This window comes from Demetria terragena DSM 11295 (assembly GCF_000376825.1).
In the GTDB taxonomy this organism is placed as follows: domain Bacteria; phylum Actinomycetota; class Actinomycetes; order Actinomycetales; family Dermatophilaceae; genus Demetria; species Demetria terragena.
In genome coordinates this window covers 1931069-1953353 of record NZ_AQXW01000004.1, presented here as the reverse complement: position 1 = coordinate 1953353, position 22285 = coordinate 1931069, and the positions used below count along the sequence as shown (strand labels likewise).

The 22285-nt window shown below is 63.0% G+C and carries 21 protein-coding genes; 12 read left to right on the top strand and 9 right to left on the bottom strand.

Going from position 1 to position 22285, the window contains the following annotated elements; genetic code table 11:
- Positions 1-216 precede the first annotated feature (216 nt).
- From F562_RS0113785 to trxA, 3 genes are all read left to right on the top strand, one after another.
- Positions 217-951: a hypothetical protein gene (locus tag F562_RS0113785; protein ID WP_156822666.1), complete on the top strand. Its 735-nt coding sequence runs from the start codon at positions 217-219 to the stop codon at positions 949-951.
- 110 nt (positions 952-1061) lie between these two features.
- Positions 1062-2030, top strand: a complete 969-nt coding sequence (gene trxB / locus F562_RS0113780; RefSeq protein ID WP_018157554.1) for a thioredoxin-disulfide reductase — start codon at positions 1062-1064, stop codon at positions 2028-2030.
- Positions 2031-2072: 42 nt separating this feature from the next.
- Complete coding sequence (gene trxA, locus F562_RS0113775; RefSeq protein WP_018157553.1) at positions 2073-2399, top strand: thioredoxin; 327 nt, start codon at positions 2073-2075, stop codon at positions 2397-2399.
- 107 nt (positions 2400-2506) lie between these two features.
- Here the strand turns inward: trxA and F562_RS0113770 are convergent, their stop codons facing one another.
- From F562_RS0113770 to rpmH, 8 genes are all read right to left on the bottom strand, one after another.
- Positions 2507-3508, bottom strand: coding sequence for a ParB/RepB/Spo0J family partition protein (locus F562_RS0113770; RefSeq protein ID WP_018157552.1), 1002 nt, complete (start codon positions 3506-3508; stop codon positions 2507-2509).
- A gap of 86 nt (positions 3509-3594) precedes the next feature.
- Positions 3595-4536 carry a ParA family protein gene (locus F562_RS19275; protein ID WP_156822665.1) on the bottom strand — a complete coding sequence of 314 codons (942 nt, stop codon included), beginning with the start codon at positions 4534-4536 and terminating at the stop codon, positions 3595-3597.
- A 64-nt stretch (positions 4537-4600) separates the two neighbouring features.
- The gene (gene rsmG, locus F562_RS19270; RefSeq protein WP_245553652.1) at positions 4601-5311 is read right to left on the bottom strand and encodes a 16S rRNA (guanine(527)-N(7))-methyltransferase RsmG; all 711 of its coding nucleotides are present in this window, start codon (positions 5309-5311) and stop codon (positions 4601-4603) included.
- 58 nt (positions 5312-5369) lie between these two features.
- On the bottom strand, positions 5370-5930 hold the full coding sequence (locus F562_RS0113755; protein ID WP_018157549.1) for a R3H domain-containing nucleic acid-binding protein: 561 nt from the start codon (positions 5928-5930) through the stop codon (positions 5370-5372).
- A 59-nt stretch (positions 5931-5989) separates the two neighbouring features.
- Positions 5990-6994, bottom strand: coding sequence for a membrane protein insertase YidC (gene yidC, locus F562_RS0113750; RefSeq protein WP_018157548.1), 1005 nt, complete (start codon positions 6992-6994; stop codon positions 5990-5992).
- Positions 6995-7351 (bottom strand): membrane protein insertion efficiency factor YidD, encoded by a 357-nt coding sequence (gene yidD, locus F562_RS20655; RefSeq protein ID WP_083915558.1) that lies wholly within the window; start codon positions 7349-7351, stop codon positions 6995-6997. It lies immediately after the preceding gene.
- A complete protein-coding gene (gene rnpA, locus F562_RS19265; protein WP_083915557.1) occupies positions 7344-7745 on the bottom strand; it encodes a ribonuclease P protein component in 402 nt (133 codons plus the stop codon). The genes yidD and rnpA overlap by 8 nt, the downstream gene beginning before the upstream one ends.
- 35 nt (positions 7746-7780) lie before the next feature.
- Positions 7781-7918, bottom strand: a complete 138-nt coding sequence (gene rpmH / locus F562_RS20650) for a 50S ribosomal protein L34 (protein WP_083915556.1) — start codon at positions 7916-7918, stop codon at positions 7781-7783.
- 507 nt (positions 7919-8425) lie between these two features.
- Here rpmH and dnaA point away from each other — a divergent pair.
- The 9 genes from dnaA (at position 8426) to F562_RS0113700 (ending at position 20842) form a co-directional block, all read left to right on the top strand.
- Positions 8426-9880, top strand: coding sequence for a chromosomal replication initiator protein DnaA (gene dnaA, locus F562_RS0113740; protein WP_040385338.1), 1455 nt, complete (start codon positions 8426-8428; stop codon positions 9878-9880).
- 640 nt (positions 9881-10520) lie between these two features.
- Positions 10521-11654, top strand: a complete 1134-nt coding sequence (gene dnaN / locus F562_RS0113735) for a DNA polymerase III subunit beta (protein WP_026181279.1) — start codon at positions 10521-10523, stop codon at positions 11652-11654.
- A 52-nt stretch (positions 11655-11706) separates the two neighbouring features.
- Entirely contained in the window at positions 11707-12702 is a 996-nt protein-coding gene (gene gnd / locus F562_RS0113730) for a phosphogluconate dehydrogenase (NAD(+)-dependent, decarboxylating) (protein WP_018157543.1), read from the top strand.
- Between the two features lie 47 nt (positions 12703-12749).
- Positions 12750-13937: a DNA replication/repair protein RecF gene (gene recF, locus F562_RS0113725; RefSeq protein WP_018157542.1), complete on the top strand. Its 1188-nt coding sequence runs from the start codon at positions 12750-12752 to the stop codon at positions 13935-13937.
- Entirely contained in the window at positions 13934-14470 is a 537-nt protein-coding gene (locus tag F562_RS21310) for a DciA family protein (RefSeq protein ID WP_018157541.1), read from the top strand. The genes recF and F562_RS21310 overlap by 4 nt, the downstream gene beginning before the upstream one ends.
- Positions 14471-14554: 84 nt before the next feature.
- Positions 14555-15316 carry a hypothetical protein gene (locus F562_RS20310; RefSeq protein WP_051080172.1) on the top strand — a complete coding sequence of 254 codons (762 nt, stop codon included), beginning with the start codon at positions 14555-14557 and terminating at the stop codon, positions 15314-15316.
- A 271-nt stretch (positions 15317-15587) separates the two neighbouring features.
- Positions 15588-17663 (top strand): DNA topoisomerase (ATP-hydrolyzing) subunit B, encoded by a 2076-nt coding sequence (gene gyrB, locus F562_RS0113710; protein WP_018157540.1) that lies wholly within the window; start codon positions 15588-15590, stop codon positions 17661-17663.
- A gap of 57 nt (positions 17664-17720) precedes the next feature.
- The gene (gyrA, locus tag F562_RS0113705; RefSeq protein WP_018157539.1) at positions 17721-20321 is read left to right on the top strand and encodes a DNA gyrase subunit A; all 2601 of its coding nucleotides are present in this window, start codon (positions 17721-17723) and stop codon (positions 20319-20321) included.
- Positions 20318-20842, top strand: coding sequence for a DUF3566 domain-containing protein (locus tag F562_RS0113700; protein WP_156822663.1), 525 nt, complete (start codon positions 20318-20320; stop codon positions 20840-20842). The genes gyrA and F562_RS0113700 overlap by 4 nt, the downstream gene beginning before the upstream one ends.
- A 330-nt stretch (positions 20843-21172) precedes the next feature.
- Here F562_RS0113700 and F562_RS0113695 read toward each other — a convergent pair whose 3' ends face one another.
- Entirely contained in the window at positions 21173-22222 is a 1050-nt protein-coding gene (locus F562_RS0113695) for a LacI family DNA-binding transcriptional regulator (protein ID WP_026181278.1), read from the bottom strand.
- Positions 22223-22285: the final 63 nt, after the last annotated feature.

The window sequence follows — 22285 nt, the reverse complement described above, 5'->3', positions numbered from 1 at the left end:
CTGCGCCAACCGTCCCACCATCTCAGCCCGCAGACGGCCCCATACGTTCGGCTCGACAGGGGTCCGGGAGAACAAAAATCAAGATGTGGAAACACGAGGGAACCAACTCGGTGTTCACCGCGTCAGAGAACTGTCTCGTCCGCAGTGTCCGAACCCACGGCGGACGGTCCTACCGGCCACTGCTCGTGTCTGGTCAGCCCAATGGAAGGTTCAACGGTGAACACGCCTAACACCCCGACGGGGAGCTCGTCCGATGACGAGCAGGACCCCACGGGCGTGCGTGAGCTCCTGGCCTCGCTCCCCGACCCGGGACCCATGCCCGATCACGTGATGAACGACATCACTGCCGCTCTACAACGCGAGCAACAGCAACGCTCGGGTGATCAGTCGAACGTCAGCCCGCTCGTGGCTCGATCCCATGCGGATTCAGCAGGTTCATCCTCTGCCCACCCTGGTCGTCGCGGGCCGACGTGGTTACGGCCCTTGGCCGCCGTTGGTGCTGCCGCGGCCATTGGCATCGGTGCACTCGCCGGGTATCAGGCCCTGAGCGGGAGTTCTTCGGCACCGGTAGCCAACGCCCCGACCTCGAGTGGTCCAAACGCCTCGGACGCGCAGGACCGATTCACTATCCAGACTTCAGGTCGCGACTACACCAAGTCTGGTTTGGCGACTCAAGCGGCTTCCCTGAAAAATGCCAAGCCGTCAAGCGCACCCGCGGCGAGCAGTCTGAAGAAGACCACGCTCACCACGCCCGACGGCGTGGTGACCTGCTTGCGCAGCATGACTGGGAACTCGATCCCGGACAAGATCGCGGTCGACGTCGCGACATTTGAAGGCAAGCCTGCCGTCATCGTCGTGGTGACCGAGGACGGTAAAAGCAGGGCCTGGGTCGTCGCGAGGACCTGCGAAAACGCTGATGGACGGATCGCCGGGCCAACCACGGTGGCTTGATCGCCGGGCACCCGTCAGTGGCGGAATCTCCGGAGCCTAGGATGCGTTGAGTCAGGTGATGACCGAAACCCGGCCATCACCGCCCCGATCATCATCCTGGAAGGAACACCGTGACTGCTCCGGTGCGCAACCTGATCATCATTGGCTCCGGACCAGCCGGCTATACCGCTGCGATCTATGCGGCACGCGCCAGCCTGGAGCCGCTGATTTTTGAAGGCTCGGTGACCGCGGGTGGTGCGCTCATGAACACCACCGATGTCGAGAACTACCCGGGATACCAAGACGGCATCATGGGACCGGCGCTGATGGAACAGATGCGCGGCCAGGCCGAGCGATTCGGTGCCGAGTTGGTTCGGGACGACATCGAGTCTGTCGATCTGTCGGGGCCCATCAAAACCGTTGTGACCGGATCGGGCGAGACACACCACGCCAGGTCGGTCATCCTGGCCATGGGATCGGCCTACAAAGAGCTTGGTCTCCCCCGCGAGCAGGAACTGTCAGGCCACGGAGTTTCCTGGTGCGCCACCTGTGACGGGGCATTTTTCCGGAATCAGGACATCGCGGTCGTCGGCGGCGGTGACTCCGCCCTCGAGGAAGCGATGTTCCTGACCCGCTTTGCCCGCTCGGTCACCGTCATCCATCGCCGCGACGAGCTCCGCGCATCCAAGATCATGGCCGATCGGGCCCTTGCCAACGAGAAAATCATCTTCGCGTGGAACAGCCAGGTCAGCGCGATCCACGGTGACGCCAAACTCACCGGAATCACACTCAGCGACACCGAAACTGGCGAAACCCGCGACGTGGCGGTCTCCGGCCTGTTCATCGCGATCGGGCACGTACCCCGCAGTGAGCTCGTCACGGGACAGGTCGACCTCGACGAGGAGGGTTATGTTCTGGTCGAGGGACGCTCAACCAATACCTCGCAGCCCGGAGTCTTTGCCTGCGGTGACCTAGTCGATCACACCTACCGCCAAGCCATCACCGCTGCCGGCACCGGATGTTCCGCAAGTCTGGACGCCGAGCGATGGCTCGCCCACCACCAGGTTGAAGCCGCCGCTCCTGTCGGCGCCTCCGCCTAACCTCCTACCCCTGCAAGCTCCCACTCACCTGAAAGGGTTCCCATGAGCGACCTGAAGAATGTCACCGACGCCAGCTTTGACGAGGATGTCCTCAAGAGCGGCAAGCCCGTACTCGTCGATTTCTGGGCAGAATGGTGCGGCCCGTGCCGTCAGGTGGCACCCATCCTTGAGGAGATTGCCGCCGAGCACGGCGAACAGCTCGAGATCGTCAAGCTCAACACTGACGAAAACCCGGCCACGTCGCAGAAGTACGGCATCACTGGCATCCCGGCAATGAACGTCTACGTCAATGGCGAGGTCGTCAAGAGCATCGTCGGCGCCTACCCTAAGCCACGACTGGTGAAGGAACTGTCCGACTTCATCGGCTAACGGTCCTCCACACCACAAAAGTCCCCGGTCGCACATCGACCGGGGACTTTCTTCTTAGATCATCGAATCCTGTTTATCCCCAACAGGTTTCGCGATGGTCTAGTCATTTACTGATGCGCTTGGGTGGGTAGACCAAGCAAGTCGAGCACCCGCTGCAAATCATCATGTGAGGCAAACTCCACGGTGATCTTGCCCTTGTTCTTTCCCATACTCACGGCGACGCGAGTGTCGAGACGATCAGACAGTGTCGAGGCGAGATCGTCGAGTTCAGGATGATCAGCGCGCGCGCGTTGGCGGCGCTGGGGTAGCGGCGAATCATCGTCTCCGCCGAGTGCCACGATCTCTTCCACCGACCGCACGGACAGACCCTCAGCCACGATCCGTTGTGCCAAGCGCTCCATCGCCGCGGCATCACCCAGGCCAAGGAGTGCGCGAGCGTGACCGGCGCTCAACACACCAGCGGCGACTCGTCGTTGCACCAGCGGAGGCAACTTCAACAAGCGCAGCGTGTTCGACACCTGTGGGCGCGACCGGCCGATGCGATCCGCGAGGACGTCGTGGGTACAGCCAAAGTCTTCGAGGAGTTGCCCATAGGCCGCCGCCTCTTCCAGCGGGTTCAGTTGTGCGCGGTGCAGGTTTTCCAGCAGCGCGTCGCGTAGGAGGTCCTCATCCGCAGTGCTCCGAACAATGGCGGGAACGGTCGCGAGACCCGCCTCTTGAGTAGCGCGCCAGCGTCGCTCACCCATGACCAATTCGTACTCGGCGTCTTCGGCTTCCACCGGGCGCACCACAATTGGCTGGAGAATGCCGATCTCTCGGACGCTGTGAACGAGTTCCGCCAGGTCGTCCTCGTCGAACACCTGCCGTGGCTGTCGAGGGTTGGGTCGAATCGAACCTACTGGCAGCTCGGCGAAGGTGGCGCCCGGAACCGGTTCAAGCGCACTCGGTTCATTGTTTCCCGTGAAACCTTGCAGCTCGTCCACGGCGACTTCACCAGGACGTTCGGCGAAAAAGACGTCGCTGGGACGAGCCGCCCCGGGAACGCCGGTCGGTCCATTGGGGATCAGTGCACCAAGGCCCTTGCCGAGTCCTCGTCGCTTATCTGCCACGTTCTTATCCTTCGTTATGCCGTCACGTCGCCCCGTACCACCGTCGGAGTGAGCCTAGTCGGGCCGGATGGCTCATCCGCAGTCGGTCATGACTGGCGTTCGGTCAACTCTCGAGCCGCGTTGGCGTAGGACAACGCACCCGTACTGCTGGGGTCATAGCTCATGACGGTCAGCCCATGACTGGGCGCCTCGGAGATCCGGACACTGCGTGGAACGGTCGACTGCAAGACAAGTTCGGGGAAGTGAGTACGCACCTCGTCCGCCACCTGCGCCGACAGTTTCGTCCGGCCGTCGTACATCGTCATCAGAATGGTCGAAACCCGCAGGTCTGGGTTGAGGTGGGTCCGGATCATCTCGACATTTTTGAGTAGCTGGCTCAGCCCCTCAAGTGCGTAGTACTCGCACTGGATCGGGATGAGGACCTCTTGGGCTGCCACAAAGGCATTCACTGTCAGCAGTCCGAGGCTGGGCGGACAATCAATGAAGACATAGTCGTAGGCCCGTGATTCGCCATCGAGGACCTGGCGCAGGGCGCGAGCAAGACGCTGCTCGCGAGCCACCAATGAGACCAGTTCAATCTCGGCACCGGCCAGGTCAATCGTGGCTGGTGCGCAGAATAGCCCCGAAATGTCGGGACATTCTTGAACGACTTCAGCAAGCGGAAGATCGCTGACGAGCACGTCATAGATTGAGGGCACCTCACTGTGGTGATCAATACCCAGAGCCGTACTCGCATTGCCCTGCGGGTCGGTGTCAATCACCAAGACCCGCAATCCGGCCAATGCCAGCGATGCCGCCACGTTGACCGTTGTTGTGGTCTTTCCGACGCCGCCCTTCTGATTGGCAACCGTCAAAACCCTGGGCTGGGTTGGCTGCGGGAGACGCGCGTTCGTCGACGCGACCGTGGGTGCCGCTACAGGTAAGGCCTCTACGGGTGAGGTCTCGTCGGTTTCACGTGGAACGTGAAACGCGGAGGTCGGCGCGTTCACACTTTGCCAACCGATTGGCGTGCCAGATTTGATGGCCATCGCCTCAGTCAAGGCACGACCCGGCCAACCCACAGGGGTGGCACTCACCATGTTCATTCCCGTCTCACCCTTGATCCGTCTGCCGTCGCTGTGCGGACCTCGTCTTACGGCGTTCTTTCTTCCGCGCGGCCGTACGAGCCGGACCATCGCCGACCGGGTTGCGCCACCGAGGCGCTTCGCTTCCTAAGGTCATCATGACTGTTGTGGTTGGCTCGCTCGTGACTCCGTGGCCCCACGTTGTCACGTCGATACTCGACACGCCGAGCGAGGTCAGGGTCTCGCGATCCGCAGCCACCTCATCGCTCGCTCGATCACCCTTCATCGCAATCATCAACCCTCCCACCGACAGCAGTGGAAGAGACATTCTCGCGAGCTCGCCGAGGGATGCTACAGCCCGTGCGGTGACGACGTCGACACTTAGCACGTCCCACAGCGTTTCGGCTTTCGCCTGACGAACCTCGACCTCCAAACCCAAGTCGGCCACGACGTCCGTGAGCCATCGCGTTCGTCGTTGCAGTGGTTCCACCAGCGTCATCGCGATGTCCGGTCTGGCAATCGCCAAGACCAGACCCGGCAAGCCAGCGCCGGAACCAATATCAGCCACGGTGGCGCCCTGAGGCAGTGCCGGTGCCATGACCGCACAATTCAAGAGGTGGCGGTCCCACATCCGCGGTATCTCGCGTGGTCCGAGAAGACCATGGTCGACACCCGTCGTGGCGAGGTGCCGCGCGTACGAGTACGCGAGATCCGATCGATCCCCAAACAGCTCCGTCACGCGGTCAGGACACGGCTCATCCATGGATCGGTCGACGTGTTCCACGTGAAACGTGGTCTCAGTGCGGCAGGACGACGACGTGGCGGTTCGGGTCGGAACCCTCAGACTCGGATTTCAATCCGGCCGCGAGAACGGCGTCGTGGACGACCTTGCGTTCAAAGGCCGACATCGGATCCATGGGAATCGGCTGCCCCGATTTCTTGACCTCGGCAACGGTCTCCTCAGCCTGTTCGACCAACTGAGTACGGAGTTGTGCCCGATAGCCGGCGACGTCCAACATCAGGCGCGAGCGCTCGCCCGTCTCTGCGTGCACAGCAAGGCGCGTCAGTTCCTGTAGTGCTTCCAGGACCTCACCATTGCTTCCGACGAGACGGCGCGGAACCCGGCCATCCTCGCTATCGACGATGGCTACCGCCGCACGATCTCCGTCGATATCGACGTCAAGGTCCCCGTCGAGGTCCGTGATGTCGAGCAGGGTTTCAAGGAAGTCCGCCGCGATCTCGCCCTCGTGTTCCAAGGAGTTCGAGCCCGCTGCGGGCCCGTCTTCTCCCGGCGTGACGTTTTCCGGGGTGGACGCATCATCGGGCTGCGCCTGGTCCAATTCCATCTGGTCAGTCATGTTCTCTCCAGGGAAAGTCAGTCGGGCTCGAGGCACCGACATCGGCAAAGATCGTGGATCTAGCGCTTTCGTTTCTTCTTATTGTTGTTGCGCTTGGGCTGGACGCGTTGTCCCGAGGTTTTACCCGCAGTGACGCCTGTCGCCGTGGCTCTACCCGGTGCCGCGACCGGCTCCGCGTCGGCCTCATCCGTCAAACCGGGGATGGATTCCTTCTTGGTGATCTTGCCCTTGGCGCGGTTCCGCTCTTCCAACGCCTTCTCCGCTGCCGAACCGGGAGCCGGCATCCGGCGAATGACGTAGAACTGCTGGCCCATGGACCACACATTGGTGACCAACCAGTAGATCAGCACACCGATTGGGAAGTTCGGGCCGGTGATGAAGAAGACCAGCGGCATCACATACATGATGATCTTCTGCTGCTTCGCCATCGGGTTGTCGAGCGCCGCGGCGGGCATGTTCTTGGTCATCAACTGGCGCTGCGTCAGGAACATCGACAGCGACATCAAGATGATGAGAACCATCGTGACGATCTTGGTCGCGGCTCCTTCACTGTTCATGAAGGTGCTCGACAGTTGGGCCCCAAACAGCGTCGAATTCTCCGCCGACGCGGCGAGTTCCTGGGTGAGGGGGCCAATGCCTTCTCGGCTACCACTGGCCATGGCGGGCAGGGTGTTGAGCACCCGGAACAGGGCGAAGAAGAACGGAGCCTGCAAGAGGATCGGCAGGCACGATCCCATCGGGTTGGTGCCCGTCCGCTTGTAGAGCTCCATCGTCTCCTCAGTCATCTTCTGACGAGACTCGGCATCCTTCTTGCCCTTGTACTTCTTCTGGATCTTCTGCATCTCCGGCTGGATCAGCTGCATCCGCCGGGAACTCTTGATCTGCTTCACAAACAGCGGGATCAACAGAACGCGCAGCACCACGACCAGACCAACGATCGCGAGCGCCCAGGACCAACCCGAATCAGTCGGCATCCCGAGCGCGGTCACTAGGCTGTGGAAGCCGACCATCACGACCGCAACAAACCATTCGAGCGGGAAAAGCACGGTGTCGATAAAGCCCATTTATGTGTTCCTCAAGACAGGCTGAGCAGACTCGATCGTCGAGCCAGGGGACGTGGTTGGGGTCGATGAACGATGCCCCGTACGTGGTGGAACGTGGTCAACGCCACCAGGGTTCCAGGGATGACAGCGCAGAACTCTGCGGATCGCGAGCCACGTTCCCCGAAGAAGACCATGACGGCGCAAGGCTGTCAGCGCGTAGGCGGAGCAACTTGGCGTGAAACGACACGTTGGCGGCGTCATCGGAGAGATCCACTTCTGATAGAACCGCACGATCACCACCAGCGGAGTAATCAGCAGGCGCGATAGTCCGACCACGTCGTCCTGCTCTGTTGATCGCTCAGCCTTGGCGCTACGCATGCGGGCCACCGCCCCGAGCCATGCGGTCTAAGACGCGAGTCAGGAGACGATCGAGTTCGTGGTCGAGGTCGGCCGAACTCGCGTTCGCAGCCGACGGGTGAGCACGCAGCACAATGTCGGTTCGATCCGCGAGTTCCGGCAGTCGACGGAGCATCAGATGACGCAACCGACGCTGAGTGCGGTGACGCACCACCGAATTTCCGACGCCCTTGGACACGACAAAGCCCACCCGCGGCGGGGAGGGCTCAGGGGATGCCGATGGGTGGCGCACGGCATGCACCGTCATGAGATCACCACCGGCACGACCACCGGACAGTCGCTGATTTCCGTCACGACCTCTGAGCACCGTGCGGAACTGGTCCGGGCGGCGCAATCGGTGCGCGACGGGTAGCACAACAGGCGACGCCGACCGGCGGTGCCGGTCGGACCTCAGGCCGACAAGCTTGAGCGGCCCTTGGACCGGCGCGAGGCCAGCACTGCGCGGCCCGCGCGAGTCCGCATGCGCAGACGGAATCCGTGCTTCTTCGCACGGCGGCGGTTGTTGGGCTGGAAGGTGCGCTTACTCACGTTATTCTCCGAAAAGGTTCGTCGGCTCAGGTCGGCGTCAAGCGCCGAGACACCGTGTGGATCGAGCGCAGCCGCAGTCGTAGGCCCACGGGCTTCCTTAGGGCGTCACCACTGAAGAAAAACTCCTCAGGTTGGACCCCGGTCAGTCACATGAGCATGCGAGAGCGGCCGCGACACGTACGGCTCCGCCAGAGTACGGGTCGCTGGAAGCCAAGGTCAAACTCGCGCCCACACCTTCGGTCCCTGACCAAACCTGTCTACTCGAGCGCAAAAATCGGACGATGTCGCGCCGACACGCCGACGAGCGTCGAGAATCCTTCCCACCTTGTTGCCTCAGGGCCGACCACCTTGTTAGCGTCGACCTCTTCCGGCTTTTGACTCACACCGTCCTCACACTCCCCACGCCCGTCATGCACAGCCTGTGGATAAGGTCTGTGGACGGCAGTGTGCCCTCCGTCGGTCACCGTCACTTGATCAGTTCCGCTTCGACCCAAGGATCTAGACCGCGTGAGCAATGAGCAGCCAGACCTCGCACATGTATGGCACTCCACGATGCTCGCTCTGGACGAGGCAGGAATCAGCGCTCGCGACCGAGCGATTCTTCGCCTGACTCGCCTGGTTGGTCTGGTTGACCACACCGCGCTTCTCGCGGTGCCGTTCGATCACACGAAAGACGCCATCGAGCACGCTCTTCGCGATCCGGTGAGTACCCACTTGGGCGAGCAGTTGGGCCTCGAGATTCGGCTGGCCGTCACAGTTGACCCGCAGTTGCGGCACTCCGCGGACGAGCTCGATGAGCTTCCCGATGCCGACGGCGATGTGGATGCCCACACCCTGCCGCTGACCGTCGAGACCGATGACTCCACCGATCAGGTGCCACGCCCACCGGTCACCACCCTGCCCGCAGACACCGGGGATTCTCGGCTCAACCCCAAATACACCTTCGACACCTTCGTCATCGGCGCCGGCAACCGCTTCGCGCACGCGGCAGCGTTCGCGGTGGCCGAGCTCCCGGCGAAGTCCTACAACCCGCTGTTCGTGTACGGCGGGAGCGGACTGGGTAAGACTCATCTCTTGCATGCCGTTGGCCACTATGTGCGCAACCTTTACCCGCACATGCGGGTGCGGTACGTGAACTCAGAGGAGTTCACCAACGACTTCATAAACTCGGTCAAGGATGGTCGAGCTGCCAGCTTTCAGAAGCGCTACCGCGATGATGTCGATCTGCTCCTCATCGACGACATCCAGTTCATGCAGGGCAAGGATGGAACGCAGGAGGAGTTCTTCCATACGTTCAATGCCCTGCACAACAACGACAAGCAGATCGTGCTCACCAGCGATCAAGGTCCCAAGGACCTGTCGGGCTTTGCCGAACGACTTCGCTCACGGTTCTTGTGGGGCCTCCAAACTGACGTGACCCCACCCGACCTCGAGACGCGAATCGCAATCCTGCGCAAGAAGGCCGGCGCAGAGCAGATGAAGGTTCCTGATGACGTACTCGAGCTCATTGCATCCAAGTTCCCGAGCAACATCCGCGAACTCGAAGGCGCACTCATCCGGGTGACCGCGTATGCCTCGCTTGCCGGTCAGGCCGTCGACCTCAGCGCCAGCGTCAAAGCCCTCAAGGATGTCGAGCCTTCGCCACGTGCCGGGCAGATCACCACCACGCAGATCATGTCGAAGACCGCTGACTACTTCGGCGTGAGTATTGAGGAACTCTGTGGCTCCTCCCGGTCCCGCACGTTGGTCAACGCCCGGCAGATCGCGATGTACCTCTGTCGTGAGCTCACTGAGTTGTCCTTGCCGAAGATTGGGCAACAGTTCGGCGGCCGCGATCACACAACGGTGATGCACGCTGAGCGCAAGATCAAGGGCCTGATGGGCAGCAAGCAGCCTGTCTACGACCAGATCACCGAACTCACTGGTCAGATCCGCCGCGACGCCGCGTCTGCCGCATCATGATCTTGGAGGTTGTCCACACCTTCTGTGGATAACTTTCACCATCTGGGGATAAGCGGGCGTTTCCGGGCTTTCCCCTGCCCTTCCCGATGGCGACCTGGACGTGGAACGCCATCGCTAACTACCACTTCACTTCGTTATCCACAGGTGTGGATAACGACTGTGGGGAACCGTCTCACGACCAACCCTGGCTCACCCTCATCACTTCTGTCACACCACTTTCATTGGGGACAGCCGGTGGACAACCTGTGCACGCGGGCCGCGTGCATGTGCACGAGCCTGTGGGCTCAATGTGGACCACCACATTCATCCCCAGGGCGACCGAGTCGTCCACAGCCGCTGTCCCCCACCCGTCCACAGCAGACAATGCCTGTATCTCGCTGCGGGCCGAGGTTATCCACAGTTTCCACAGTGCCGACTACCACGACTAACTAGTTATCCAAGGTTGTTTCCGTCCCACGTACATCTGTGCTGCCACGACCGGCCACCTATTCCAGACCGTGGTTCCTTGTCATGACCCGGTGGACGACAGGTAGGGTCACAGGGACCTGCACTGGACTTCCAGTCAGGCAACGGGCGGGTGCGTTATCCGACAACCTGCCTGCCCCCAACCATCGTGAACGTGACAGAGGACGGTTTGAACGTGAAGCTGCGGGTCGAACGCGACGTCTTGGCCGAAGCCGTCACCTGGGTCGTACGCGGACTATCCCCGCGACCCCCGGTGCCCGTCTTGGCAGGCGTCCTACTCGAAGCGACTGAGGATGGATTGACCCTCAGCGCCTTCGACTACGAAGTTTCTGCCCGGGTGCGGGTCGATGCTCAGGTTGAGGAGCCCGGAACTGTTCTTGTCCTGGGCCGCCTGCTGGCCGACATCTCACGCTCCCTGCCGGCCCAACCAGTCGACATCTCCGGCGAGGGTTCCAAAGTCCAGGTGACCTGTGGTTCGAGCCGGTTCAGCCTGCAGCAGATGCCGACCGACGACTACCCCACCCTGCCGACTTCCCCGGAAGCGTCCGGGTCGATCGATGGACATCTGTTTACCGAAGCAGTAGCTCAGGTCTCCATTGCCGCGGATCGCGGTGACACCTTGCCCATTCTCACCGGTGTCCGGGTCGAGATTGAGGGTGAGAAGGTCACCCTGCTGGCCACTGATCGCTACCGCCTGGCCATGCGTGAACTCACCTGGAATCCCGGTGCAACAGACGCAAGCCATGCGGCCCTGATTCCCGCTCGCACCTTGTCTGACACCGCTAAGGCACTCGGCGCCGCCGGTTCGGTTGAGATTGCGCTGGGGACGGCAGCCGGTGGAGATGGCCTGGTGGGCTTCGAGGCCGGTCAGCGCCGTGCCACCACGCGCCTCCTCGATGGCGAGTACCCCAAGGTCACCTCACTGTTCCCCGCGAGCGTTGACACGGTCGCCGTGGTTGACACGGCCCGCCTGACCGAGGCGGTCAAGCGGGTATCCCTGGTTGCCGAGCGCAATACGCCCGTTCGGCTGCGGTTCGCTGATGACGTTGTGGCCATCGAGGCCGGCACCGGAGATGACGCGCAGGCCAGCGAAGCGCTCGAATGTCAGTTGACCGGACCCGAAGTTGAGATTGCTTTCAATCCGCAGTTCATGCTGGACGGTCTGGGCGTCTTGGGTAAGCCGTTTACCCGGTTGTCTTTCACTCAACCCGCTGGTCGTCCGGCGGTGATTTCGGGTCAGCAGGAACGTGATGGCGAATCTGATGACAGCTATCGCTATGTGCTGATGCCCGTACGGTTCGCCAGCTGACGTCTCTCGTTTCCGTCCCACCCGCGCGGGTCACCACAGCAAGGAGCTAGACATGAAGTTGGGTTTGATCGGTCTCGGAAAAATGGGCGGAAACATGCGCGAGCGCATCCGCCGCGCAGGTCACGACGTGGTCGGCTACGACCGCGATCCGCAGGTCAGTGATGTGGAGTCCCTGCAGGCTTTGGTCGCGGCCTTGGAAGCCCCGCGCATTGTGTGGGTCATGGTGCCGCACGGAGACCCAACCCGACAGACCGTCGCTGAGCTCGCCGACCTGCTGTCCGCGGGCGACCTGGTCATTGATGGCGGTAACAGCAAGTTCACTGACGATCAGATCAATGCCGACCTGCTGGCCAAGCACGACATTAACTATCTCGACGTCGGTGTCTCCGGTGGCATCTGGGGCCTAGAAAATGGCTACGGCATGATGGCCGGCGGTTCCGCCGAGGACGTTGAGCGGGCCATGTGGATCTTCGATGCGCTACGCCCCGAGGGCCCGGTCGATGAGGGATTCGTTCACGCCGGCAAAACCGGCGCCGGCCACTACGCGAAGATGGTGCACAACGGCATTGAGTACGGCCTGATGCACGCCTACGCCGAGGGCTATGAGTTGCTGCAGGCCAAGGACATCGTCGATGACGTGCCCGGAACCTTCAAGGCGTGGAGCCGAGGCACGGTCGTGCGTTCCTGGCTCCTGGACCTGATGGTCAAGGCGCTGGAAGAAAATCCCGACTTGTCGGGCGTCAGCGGCTACACCACGGACTCGGGTGAAGGCCGGTGGACGTTGGAAGAAGCCATCGAGCATGCCGTACCCATGCCGGTTCTTGGCGCAGCACTGTTTGCACGGTTCGCCTCCCGACAGGAAAATTCTCCGTCGATGCAAGCCGTTGCCGCATTGCGTGGGGAGTTCGGCGGACATGCCGTCATGCACCTGGGCGATGAGCCGTGGACAACACCCTCGGACCAGTCCGGCGCGGAGGTCAGCCCGGCCGCCGAGCCCAAGAAAGACCACGGCCTGGCGGCTCCGGGTAAGTCCGACAACGAGGCGTGACAGGCGCCCGGTCGTCGCGAGCGCGAGTGACCGCATAGCCTCACCTCGTGCATCTGCGCCATCTCACCCTCGCGGACTTCCGGTCGTACGCGACCGCTGACGTCCCGCTGGGCCCGGGCGTGACGACTTTCCTTGGGTTCAACGGGCAGGGCAAGACGAACCTCGTCGAGGCCGCGGGATATGTCGCGACCTTGTCCTCGCATCGAGTCGCTCAGGACGGCCCGCTGGTGCGTGCGGGTGCCGAGCAAGCAATCATCCGAGCGGCGGTCGTGCGGGATCAGCGCGAACAGTTAGTCGAGCTGGAGATCAATCCAGGCAAGGCGAATCGGGCGCGGTTGGGTCGAGCTGCCGCGACGCGTCCCCGCGACATTCTGGGCACCCTGAGAACCGTGTTGTTTGCTCCAGAGGACCTTGCGCTGGTCAAAGGCGACCCGAGCGTCCGACGTCGGTTCTTAGATGATCTGCTCGTGGCTCGGCAACCACGATGGGCGGCTGCGCGTGCCGACTACGACAAGATTGTTCGGCAACGCAATGCGCTCTTGAAGTCGGCAACCCCATTGCTGCGCAAGGGATCTCGGCGACCCGTGGGTGGCGATGTCGATGCCGAACGGGAGTCGACACTCCAAACACTCGAGGTGTGGGACGAGCATCTCGCCGAAGTCGGCGCGTCCTTGACCTACGCCAGGCTTCGCCTGCTTCACGACCTACGACCCTTTCTCGCGGATGCCTATGGCGAGGTCAGTGGCGGTGCATCGGCCGCAGCGGTGACCTATCGCGCGAGCGTGCATGAGGACCTCGCCGCGCAGATTGCTTCCGGTGACGTGCCAGAGCGGGATGACCTAGCGCGGGCTATGCACGAGACTTTCGGGCAAGTACGCACCCAAGAGGTGGAGCGCGGCGTCACCTTGGTCGGACCGCACCGGGATGACTTGGTGCTGCAGCTTGGCGACCTTCCCGCCAAGGGGTATGCCAGTCACGGCGAGTCTTGGTCCTTCGCGTTGGGTCTGCGCCTCGCCGCATTTCAACTGCTGAGGAATGACCTGAAGACCGACCCAGTGCTCGTGCTCGACGATGTATTCGCCGAGCTCGACGCCGGAAGGCGACATCGCTTGGCCGGGATGATCGCCGATGCCGAGCAGGTGCTCATTACCGCGGCCGTCGCCGATGACGTACCAGAGGCGCTGACGGGCAAGAGGTTTCACGTGCAACTGGGTTCGGTTGAGGAGCAGGGATGAGTGACGTGCCCGAGCCCGCTAAGCCAGACCCAGAGTTCGAGGATGCCGCGGCCGCGGCGCTCTTCCGGATGCGTCGGGCGGCGCGGGATCGTGGCCTGCGGCCAGGTGCCCCCGTCGCTCGCCGCCGGCGCGCGGGCGAACTAGGACGCTCATCGCGCGGTTCGGATAAGCAGGGTCGTGACCCGATAACGCTCGGCGACCAACTGGACCGACTCCTGCGGGATCGCGATTGGAAGGTCGACGTTGCGGCGGGTTCGGTGATGGGCCAGTGGGCCGACATAGTCGGCGCCGACGTCGCTGGGCATGCCACACCGGTGTCCTTTGAGGGTGGCGTCCTGACGGTGCGGGCGGAATCGACAGCGTGGGCAACTGAGTTGCGCTGGCTCGCTTCGACCCTGCTGGCCCGCATGGATGAAGCGGTCGGGTCGGGCGTCGTCACGGACCTCAAGGTCGTCGGACCGTCGGCGCCCTCGTGGAAGCGCGGACCGCGTTCGGTAAGCGATGGCCGGGGACCGCGCGATACCTACGGCTGAGACATCGATTCGCACGTCACCGGCCAGTTCTCTACCGTGGGTCGACGGAGATAGGCCGCCGTACACCAGAGAAAGAAAAGCCACGTGACGAAACCTGATGGAGACGACGCCGACGCGAAGCAGCCGTCCGGCGACCCCCATCTGCGGTACATCGCACCCATGCCGAGCCGGCCACAACCCGCTGCGAGCAACAACCCTTCGCCACCTGCCGAGGATGAGACCGACCCGGCTGCGGCCGCCAACCTTCCGGCCGCCCGCCTCCCAGGTGGTCGACACGCCGCCGTGCAACCCGACGACCGCGAGCCCGAGCCCGGTGCTTGGGGCTCGGCTTCCGGGGTGGCTGCGGAACGAACGGCCGCGCCTGGAGGGCGCCCGGGTTGGCTGGCGCCGTTGGCGGTCATCATTGCGTCGTTGGGTGCACTCGCGTTGGTCTTTGCGTTGACCCGCGGTGGTGGTACCCAGGAGCAGGCCGGGCCGACGTCGCTGGCTGTGCCTTCGTCTCCCACGGCGAGTCCGTCGTCCAGTAGTACTCCGAGTTCGGCGCCGTCTTCGACCTCACCAAGTGAAACCACCAGCACGACCAGCAGTTCGACCCCGCCCGCGCGGCTTCCGGCTGGGGTCAAGGTTTGCGGAGCCGGCCTGGGCGCTGGCCCGACCACCACCTGTGGCTTCGCCAAGAACGTCGCCACCGCAGTCAACTCGGCCGACCAGAGTTCGCCTTCCTTCAGCGTCAAAGCCTGGAGTCCGACGACGAAGAAGGACTATCGGTTGGCCTGCAAGGCCAAACCCGTGACGGTCTGCACCGGCGGCCGCGCAGCGGTCATCTACATCGCGAAGCAGGAGTAAATCTCCGCGGCTATGAGAGCCGCGTAGAGGTCCGAAATCCCCGTCGCACGTGATCCCCTACGGCTGATGGTGTCCGTGTGGCTTCTCGTGGTCCCCAGGTGGCATGGCTACGCGATTTCTGACGCCGGAAAGGCGTAGGATGAGGGTTGCTCGTCAGTAGGGCCGTCATAGTCGGTCTGTACCGCACGAGCGCACTACCCGTGGTCGTCCTGCGGAAGTTCCGCAGGACGTTTCCGCGCCCGGTTCATTGAGCGTTGTATGAAGGAGCGCCGTGGCATCCGCCGTTGACAAGCCCGACGAGACACCCGAGGTCGTACGCCGAACCTCATCGTCTGCCGTACCTCTCACCGAGAGCTATGGCGCAGACGCGATTCAGGTGTTGGAAGGCCTTGAAGCCGTTCGTAAACGCCCGGGTATGTACATCGGCTCGACCGGCGAGCGCGGTCTTCACCACCTGGTGTGGGAGATCGTCGATAACGCGGTCGATGAGGCCATGGCCGGCTACGGCGACCACATCGAGGTCACCATTCTGGCTGATGGCGCGGTGCGCGTACACGACCACGCCCGCGGTATCCCGGTCGAGATCAACGAGGCCTATGGCATGTCCACGGTGGAGTTGGTCCTGACCCAACTCCATGCGGGCGGCAAGTTCGGTGGCGGCGGATACAAAGTGTCTGGCGGTCTCCATGGGGTGGGTTCTTCGGTGGTCAACGCCTTGTCCTCCACCCTCATCGCCGAGGTTCGCCGCGAAGGTCAGGTGCACCGGGTGGAGTTCGCCAACGGTGTACCCCTGGCGCCGCTGGCGGTCGTGGGCGAATGCGACCCAGAGGACACGGGCAGCACGATCACCTTCTGGGCTAGCGCCGACATCTTCGAGTCGGTCAACTACGACTTCGAGACGATCCGAGCCCGCTTCCAGCAGTACGCCTTCCTCAACAAAGGCTTGACCCTCACGCTGACCGACGAGCGGCCCCGTGAAGTCGACGCCGGTGAAGCGGAAGAGGCTCAGGCCGAGGGCCACGAGGCCGCCGAGCCCAAGAAGGCACGGAAGATTTCCTATTGCTATGAAGACGGTCTGATCGACTACGTCAAACACATCAACTCCTCCAAGCGCAGCGAAGCGCTCACGGATGAGGTCATCGCTTTCGAGGCGGCTAATGACGACCCGATGCTCGAGGTCGAGGTCGCGATGCAGTGGACCACGTCGTTCAGTGAGTCGGTGCATACCTATGCCAACGCGATCAACACTCACGAGGGTGGTACGCACGAAGAAGGCTTCCGGACGGCGATGACGTCGTTGATCAACACCTTCGCCAGAGATCAGAAGTTGTTGAAAGACAAGGACGACAACCTCAGCGGCGAGGACATCCGCGAGGGACTGACAGCGGTGGTGTCCGTCAAGATCGCTGAGCCGCAGTTCGAGGGGCAGACCAAGACCAAGTTGGGAAACTCCGAGGTCCGCGGTTTCGTGGCTTCGGCTATTCGTGACGAGTTGGGGCACTGGCTGGGCGCCCACCCGCGCGAAGGCAAGATCATCGTGCAGAAGGCAACCCAGGCTGCTGCGGCGCGACTTGCCGCGCGCAAGGCCCGAGAAGCCACGCGACGAAAGGGCCTTCTAGAAAACGGTGGCCTGCCCGGAAAGCTCAAGGATTGCCAGTCCAACGACCCCAGCATTTCTGAGGTCTTCATCGTGGAGGGTGACTCTGCGGGCGGTTCGGCCGTCCAAGGTCGTAACCCGTACAACCAGGCGATCCTGCCGATTCGCGGCAAGATCCTCAACGTTGAGAAAGCACGCATCGACAAGGTGCTGAGCAACCTTGAAGTGCAGGCGCTGATTTCCGGGTTCGGCACCGGCATCGGCGAAGACTTCGAGATCGATAAGACTCGCTATCACAAGATCGTGCTGATGGCCGATGCCGATGTTGACGGGATGCACATCCGCACCCTGCTGTTGACGTTGCTCTTCCGGTTTATGAGGCCGCTCATCGAAGCCGGTTATGTCTATCTGGCTCAGCCGCCGCTGTATCGGATTAAGTGGTCCAACCACGAGCATGAGTTCGCGTTCTCCGACCGCGAGCGTGATGCCCTCATCAAGGAGGGGCAGAGCAACGGCCGTCGCCTGCCCAAGGACAACTCGATCCAGCGCTACAAGGGTCTGGGCGAGATGAACTACCAGGAGCTGTGGGAGACCACGATGGACCCGGACCACCGGGTGCTGTTGCAGGTCACGCTGGACGATGCCGCAGCGGCCGATGAGATCTTCTCGATCCTCATGGGTGAAGACGTGGAATCACGGCGCAGTTTTATCCAGCGCAACGCTAAGGACGTCCGCTTCCTCGATACCTGAGGCGCGATCCTCCCTCCCGCACTTAATCTTGAACTGCTTTGACTAGCAAGGAAATTCATGACTGACGAAACTCCCCCGGTCCTCGACGAGGCCGGCAACGTCATCGGTAACCGGGTCGACCCGGTTGACCTCAACGCGGAGATGCAGCGCAGCTACATCGAGTACGCGATGAGCGTCATCGTGTCGCGTGCACTGCCCGATGTGCGCGACGGCCTCAAGCCAGTACACCGGCGCATTTTGTATGCGATGTATGACGGTGGCTACCGGCCCGACCGCGGCTATAACAAGTGCTCGCGTGTCGTCGGTGACGTGATGGGTCAGTACCACCCGCACGGCGACAGTGCGATCTATGACGCGCTGGTGCGCCTCGTACAGCACTGGTCGATGCGCTACCCGTTGGTCGATGGCCAGGGCAATTTCGGCAGCCCAGGAAACGACGGTGCCGCGGCGCCGCGATACACCGAGTGCAAGATGGCCCCGCTGGCGATGGAGCTGGTGCGCGACATCGAGAAAGACACCGTCGACTTCGAGCCCAATTACGACGGCAAGACGATGCAGCCGACGGTGCTGCCATCCCGCTTCCCCAACCTGTTGGTCAACGGTTCTGCCGGTATCGCGGTCGGCATGGCCACGCAGATCCCGCCACACAACTTGCGTGAGGTGGCCTCGGCCGCGCAGTGGTACCTGGAGAATCCGGAGGCGACCCGCGAAGAACTGCTGGAGAAGTCACTCCAACTGATTCCCGGTCCCGACTTCCCCAGTGGCGCACTCATCATGGGCCACAAGGGAATTGAGCAGGCCTATCGCACCGGCCGCGGGTCGATCACGATGCGTGCTGTGGTCGAGGTCGACGAGATTCAGGGGCGTACCTGCCTGGTCGTCTCCCAACTCCCCTACCAGGTCAACCCGGACGCGCTCGCGGAGAAGATCGCGTTGCTGGTCAAGGAGGGCCGCGTTCGCGGCATCGCCGACCTGCGGGATGAAACCTCTGGCCGGACCGGTCAGCGCCTCGTCATCGTGTTGAAGCGGGACGCGGTGGCCAAGGTGGTGCTGAACAACCTTTACAAGCACACCCAGCTCCAGCAGAATTTTGGCGCCAACATGTTGGCCCTGGTTGACGGAGTGCCGCGCACACTGCCAGTTTCGGCGTTCATTCGGCACTGGGTTGATCACCAGATCGACGTCGTGGTTCGCCGCACTCAATACCTCCTGGCTGAAGCCGAGCGGCGGATCCACATTCTGCGCGGTCTGCTCAAAGCGCTCGACATGCTCGATGAGGTCATCGCGCTGATTCGTGGTTCGCGGTCGGCCGAGGTGGCGCGCGAGGGTTTGAAGGAACTTCTGGGTGTCGATGACATCCAGGCCCGCGCCATCCTGGACATGCAGTTGCGTCAGCTCGCCGCGCTGGAGCGTCAAAACATCATCGACCAGCACGACAAGTTGCAGGCCGAAATCGATGATTACCGCGACATCCTGGCTAAGCCGGAGCGTCAGCGGCAGTTGGTGCTCGATGAGTTGGCCGAGATCGTGGCCAAGCACGGTGACGACCGGCGTACCCAGATCGTGCCGTTTGACGGTGACATGAACATGGAAGACCTCATCCCGGAAGAGGATGTGGTCGTCACCATTACGCGCGGGGGCTATGCCAAGCGCACCAAGACCAGCGAGTACCGCTCGCAACGGCGCGGCGGCAAGGGTGTGCGTGGCGCGCAGTTGCGAGGCGACGATGTGGTGGAGCACTTCTTCACCACGTCCACCCACAACTGGCTGCTGTTCTTCACCAACGCCGGTCGGGTCTATCGCATCAAGGGCTATGACCTGGTCGAAGGTTCCCGCGACGCTAAGGGCCAGCACGTGGCCAACATGCTCGCCTTCCAACCGGGCGAGCAGATCGCGCAGGTACGCGAACTGAAGTCCTATGACCAGGAGCCCTATTTGCTGCTGGCCACCCGGCGCGGACTGGTGAAGAAGACCCGGTTGACCGAGTACGACTCCCCCAGGTCGGGCGGTCTGATCGCCGTCAACCTGCGAGACGGTGACGAACTGGTCGGTGCCGCGCTCGCCAGCGCGACCGACGACGTGCTCTTGGTGTCCCGCAAGGGTCAGTCGGTGCGCTTCCGGGCCGACGACAGCACGTTGCGTCCAATGGGACGGGCAACCTCCGGTGTCACGGGCATGAAATTCCGGGCAAGCGATGAGCTGCTCAGCATGATGGTTGTCCACGATGACGAAGACCCTGACGTGTTCGTGGTCTTCGAAAATGGACTGGCCAAGCGCACGGCGGCCTCCGACTATCCCGTCAAGGGTCGCGCAACACTCGGCGTCAAGGTCGCTCAGTTGAGCGATCGAGGCGGAGACCTGGTGGGCGCGTTGACCGTCGATGGCGACAACGAAGTCATGGTCGTCATGGAGAAGGGCAAGATCGTTCGCTCCCGCGTGGACGAGGTCCGCCGGACGGGCCGCTCGACGATGGGTGTGCAGTTCGCGACGCCTGGTCGCGGAGATTCCATCGTGGCTGTTGCGCGCAACACCGAGCGAGAGGTCGAGGACGAAGTCGAGGATGCCGTAGCGTCGGAGGAGTCTGGAGATGACACCACCCCGGTGCCTGAACCCGACGTGAATGACAGTGAGTCAGCAGAACCGGGAGATGACGCGTGAGCACTGATTCCTCCGCGGGTGAACAGACCACCCGCTCGGGAGACGCCCCGGCAGCGCGCCTGCCTAAAACGGCGCGTGGGCCGCGACCGGAGGCAGGTGCCGCACGGGATCGGGCACGGCCAGCGGCGCGTACGTCCGGTGGTCGGCCACCGCGCGCTACCCCGCGCCGTGTTCGGCTGACGCTTTCGCGAGTCGACCCATGGTCGGTCATGAAGATTGCGTTCTTGCTGTCGGTGGCCGCCGCGATTGCCGGCATCGTCATGGTCGCGATGATGTGGCTGGTTCTCTCGGGCATGGGAGTCTTTAGCTCCCTGCAGGAGATGCTGACGACCTTGGAGGCGGAGACCTCGACCTTCGACCTCATGGACTACATCGGCTTTGGCCGAGTGGTGTCGTTGTCCGTGGTGATCGGCGTGATTGACGTTGTCCTGGTGACGGCAGTGGCGACACTGGGTGCCTTCCTCTACAACGTATGCGCCTCACTCGTCGGCGGCGTGCAGCTCACGCTGTCCGACGAGTAACCCCACCGTCGGTCGAGTAGGCGAGCGCCCTGGCGCGAGCCGTATCGAGACCACGGTCGAGCGTCCACTTAACGTCGGTCGAGCCCCCCAACGCCGGTCGAGCTTGTCGAGACCCCCGCGCTCCGCCAGGAAGACGAGCGCGGCGCAGCCATCCGCCCGTCTCGGCTAGCGCCTCGTCGGGCTCCCGCCAGACCCAGCCAGCGCCGCGCTCGCCTCCCCGGCTGCGCGCTCGCGTTTGCCGTCACGTCGGTCGAGCGCTCACTTAACGTCGGTCGAGCTTGTCGAGACCCCCGCGCTCGCCTGCTCGACCGGCGTGAGGGGCTGGGGCGCTTAACTTCTCGACCGGCCGGCTGCGGGCACGCCGGTGCTGTCCCGCACGACTAACGCCGGCTCCATGGCGGCGGCTGGCTCGTAGGGCCGGTCCTCCACCTGGGCTAGGAGCCGGTGCACCGCGCGCTCGCCGACGTCTTCAAAGGGCTGGGCGACGGTTGTCAGGCTCGGTGAGGCGTACGCCGCCAGGGCGATGTCGTCCACCCCGACAACCGACACGTGCTCTGGCACCTTGCGTCCCGCCTCGCGCAGGGCACGCAAGACGCCAAAGGCCATCTCGTCACTGGCGACGAAGATCGCGGTGACCTGCGGGTCGGCGGCCAGCACCTGCCCCACGCGATAGCCCGACTCGGGAGTCCAGTCGCCGTACTGCACCGGTGGCACCGTGCACCCCGCCTGCTGCAGAGCCTGGCGCCATGCCCGCTCCCGGGTACTGGCGTCGTTCCAGTCCCGGCGGCCGGCGACATGCCACACGGTGGGGTGACCCAACTCGAGTAGGTGGTTCGTCGCCAGTTGGGCGATGACCTCCTGGTCAACGGAGATCTGCGGTCCGTGCGAGGGCAGCATGCCGTCGAGTGACACGCAGGGAATCTGAACGAGCAGTTCGCTCAGGCGAGGGCTGGGCTCATTCATGGGGAGCGCAAGGACAACTCCGCTTGCTCCTTGGTGGACAAGGGCCGACATGGCCGCCTCGACCGACGGGATGAGGGGCTCAGTGACGGTCATCGTCTCGACGGTGTAGCCCCCTTGGTGGGCTGCACGTTCGATACCGCGAGAGATCAGCAGGCCCGAGGTCTGAACCATCGACCACATGATCACGCCCAGGGTCCGGCTGCGTCCTGAGGACAGCACACTCGCGGCGTGATTGCGTTGGTATCCCAGTTGATTGACTGCTTCCAGCACGGAGGCGCGAGTGCTCTCGGCGACGTTGGGCTGGTCTCTGAGGACACGGGACACGGTCTGGGCGGACACCCCTGCGAGTTGGGCCACGCTGTGCATCGTTGGCCCGTCGCCAGTGCCAAACCGTGCGCGGTTTCTGGGTGTCGGCATGGCCGCGATCTTAGTGCGCGCAGTTCTCTGTGCTCGATTCATGTGAGCGCTAACATCAGGGAA

Coding starts and splice junctions, on each gene's coding strand:
- trxA (WP_018157553.1), top strand. CDS start 2,073: ATGAGCGACCTGAAGAATGTCACCGACGCCAGCTTTGACGAGGATGTC.
- F562_RS19275 (WP_156822665.1), bottom strand. CDS start 4,536: ATGGCCATCAAATCTGGCACGCCAATCGGTTGGCAAAGTGTGAACGCG.
- F562_RS0113755 (WP_018157549.1), bottom strand. CDS start 5,930: ATGACTGACCAGATGGAATTGGACCAGGCGCAGCCCGATGATGCGTCC.
- yidC (WP_018157548.1), bottom strand. CDS start 6,994: ATGGGCTTTATCGACACCGTGCTTTTCCCGCTCGAATGGTTTGTTGCG.
- yidD (WP_083915558.1), bottom strand. CDS start 7,351: ATGCGTAGCGCCAAGGCTGAGCGATCAACAGAGCAGGACGACGTGGTC.
- gnd (WP_018157543.1), top strand. CDS start 11,707: ATGAAGTTGGGTTTGATCGGTCTCGGAAAAATGGGCGGAAACATGCGC.
- F562_RS21310 (WP_018157541.1), top strand. CDS start 13,934: ATGAGTGACGTGCCCGAGCCCGCTAAGCCAGACCCAGAGTTCGAGGAT.
- gyrA (WP_018157539.1), top strand. CDS start 17,721: ATGACTGACGAAACTCCCCCGGTCCTCGACGAGGCCGGCAACGTCATC.
- F562_RS0113695 (WP_026181278.1), bottom strand. CDS start 22,222: ATGCCGACACCCAGAAACCGCGCACGGTTTGGCACTGGCGACGGGCCA.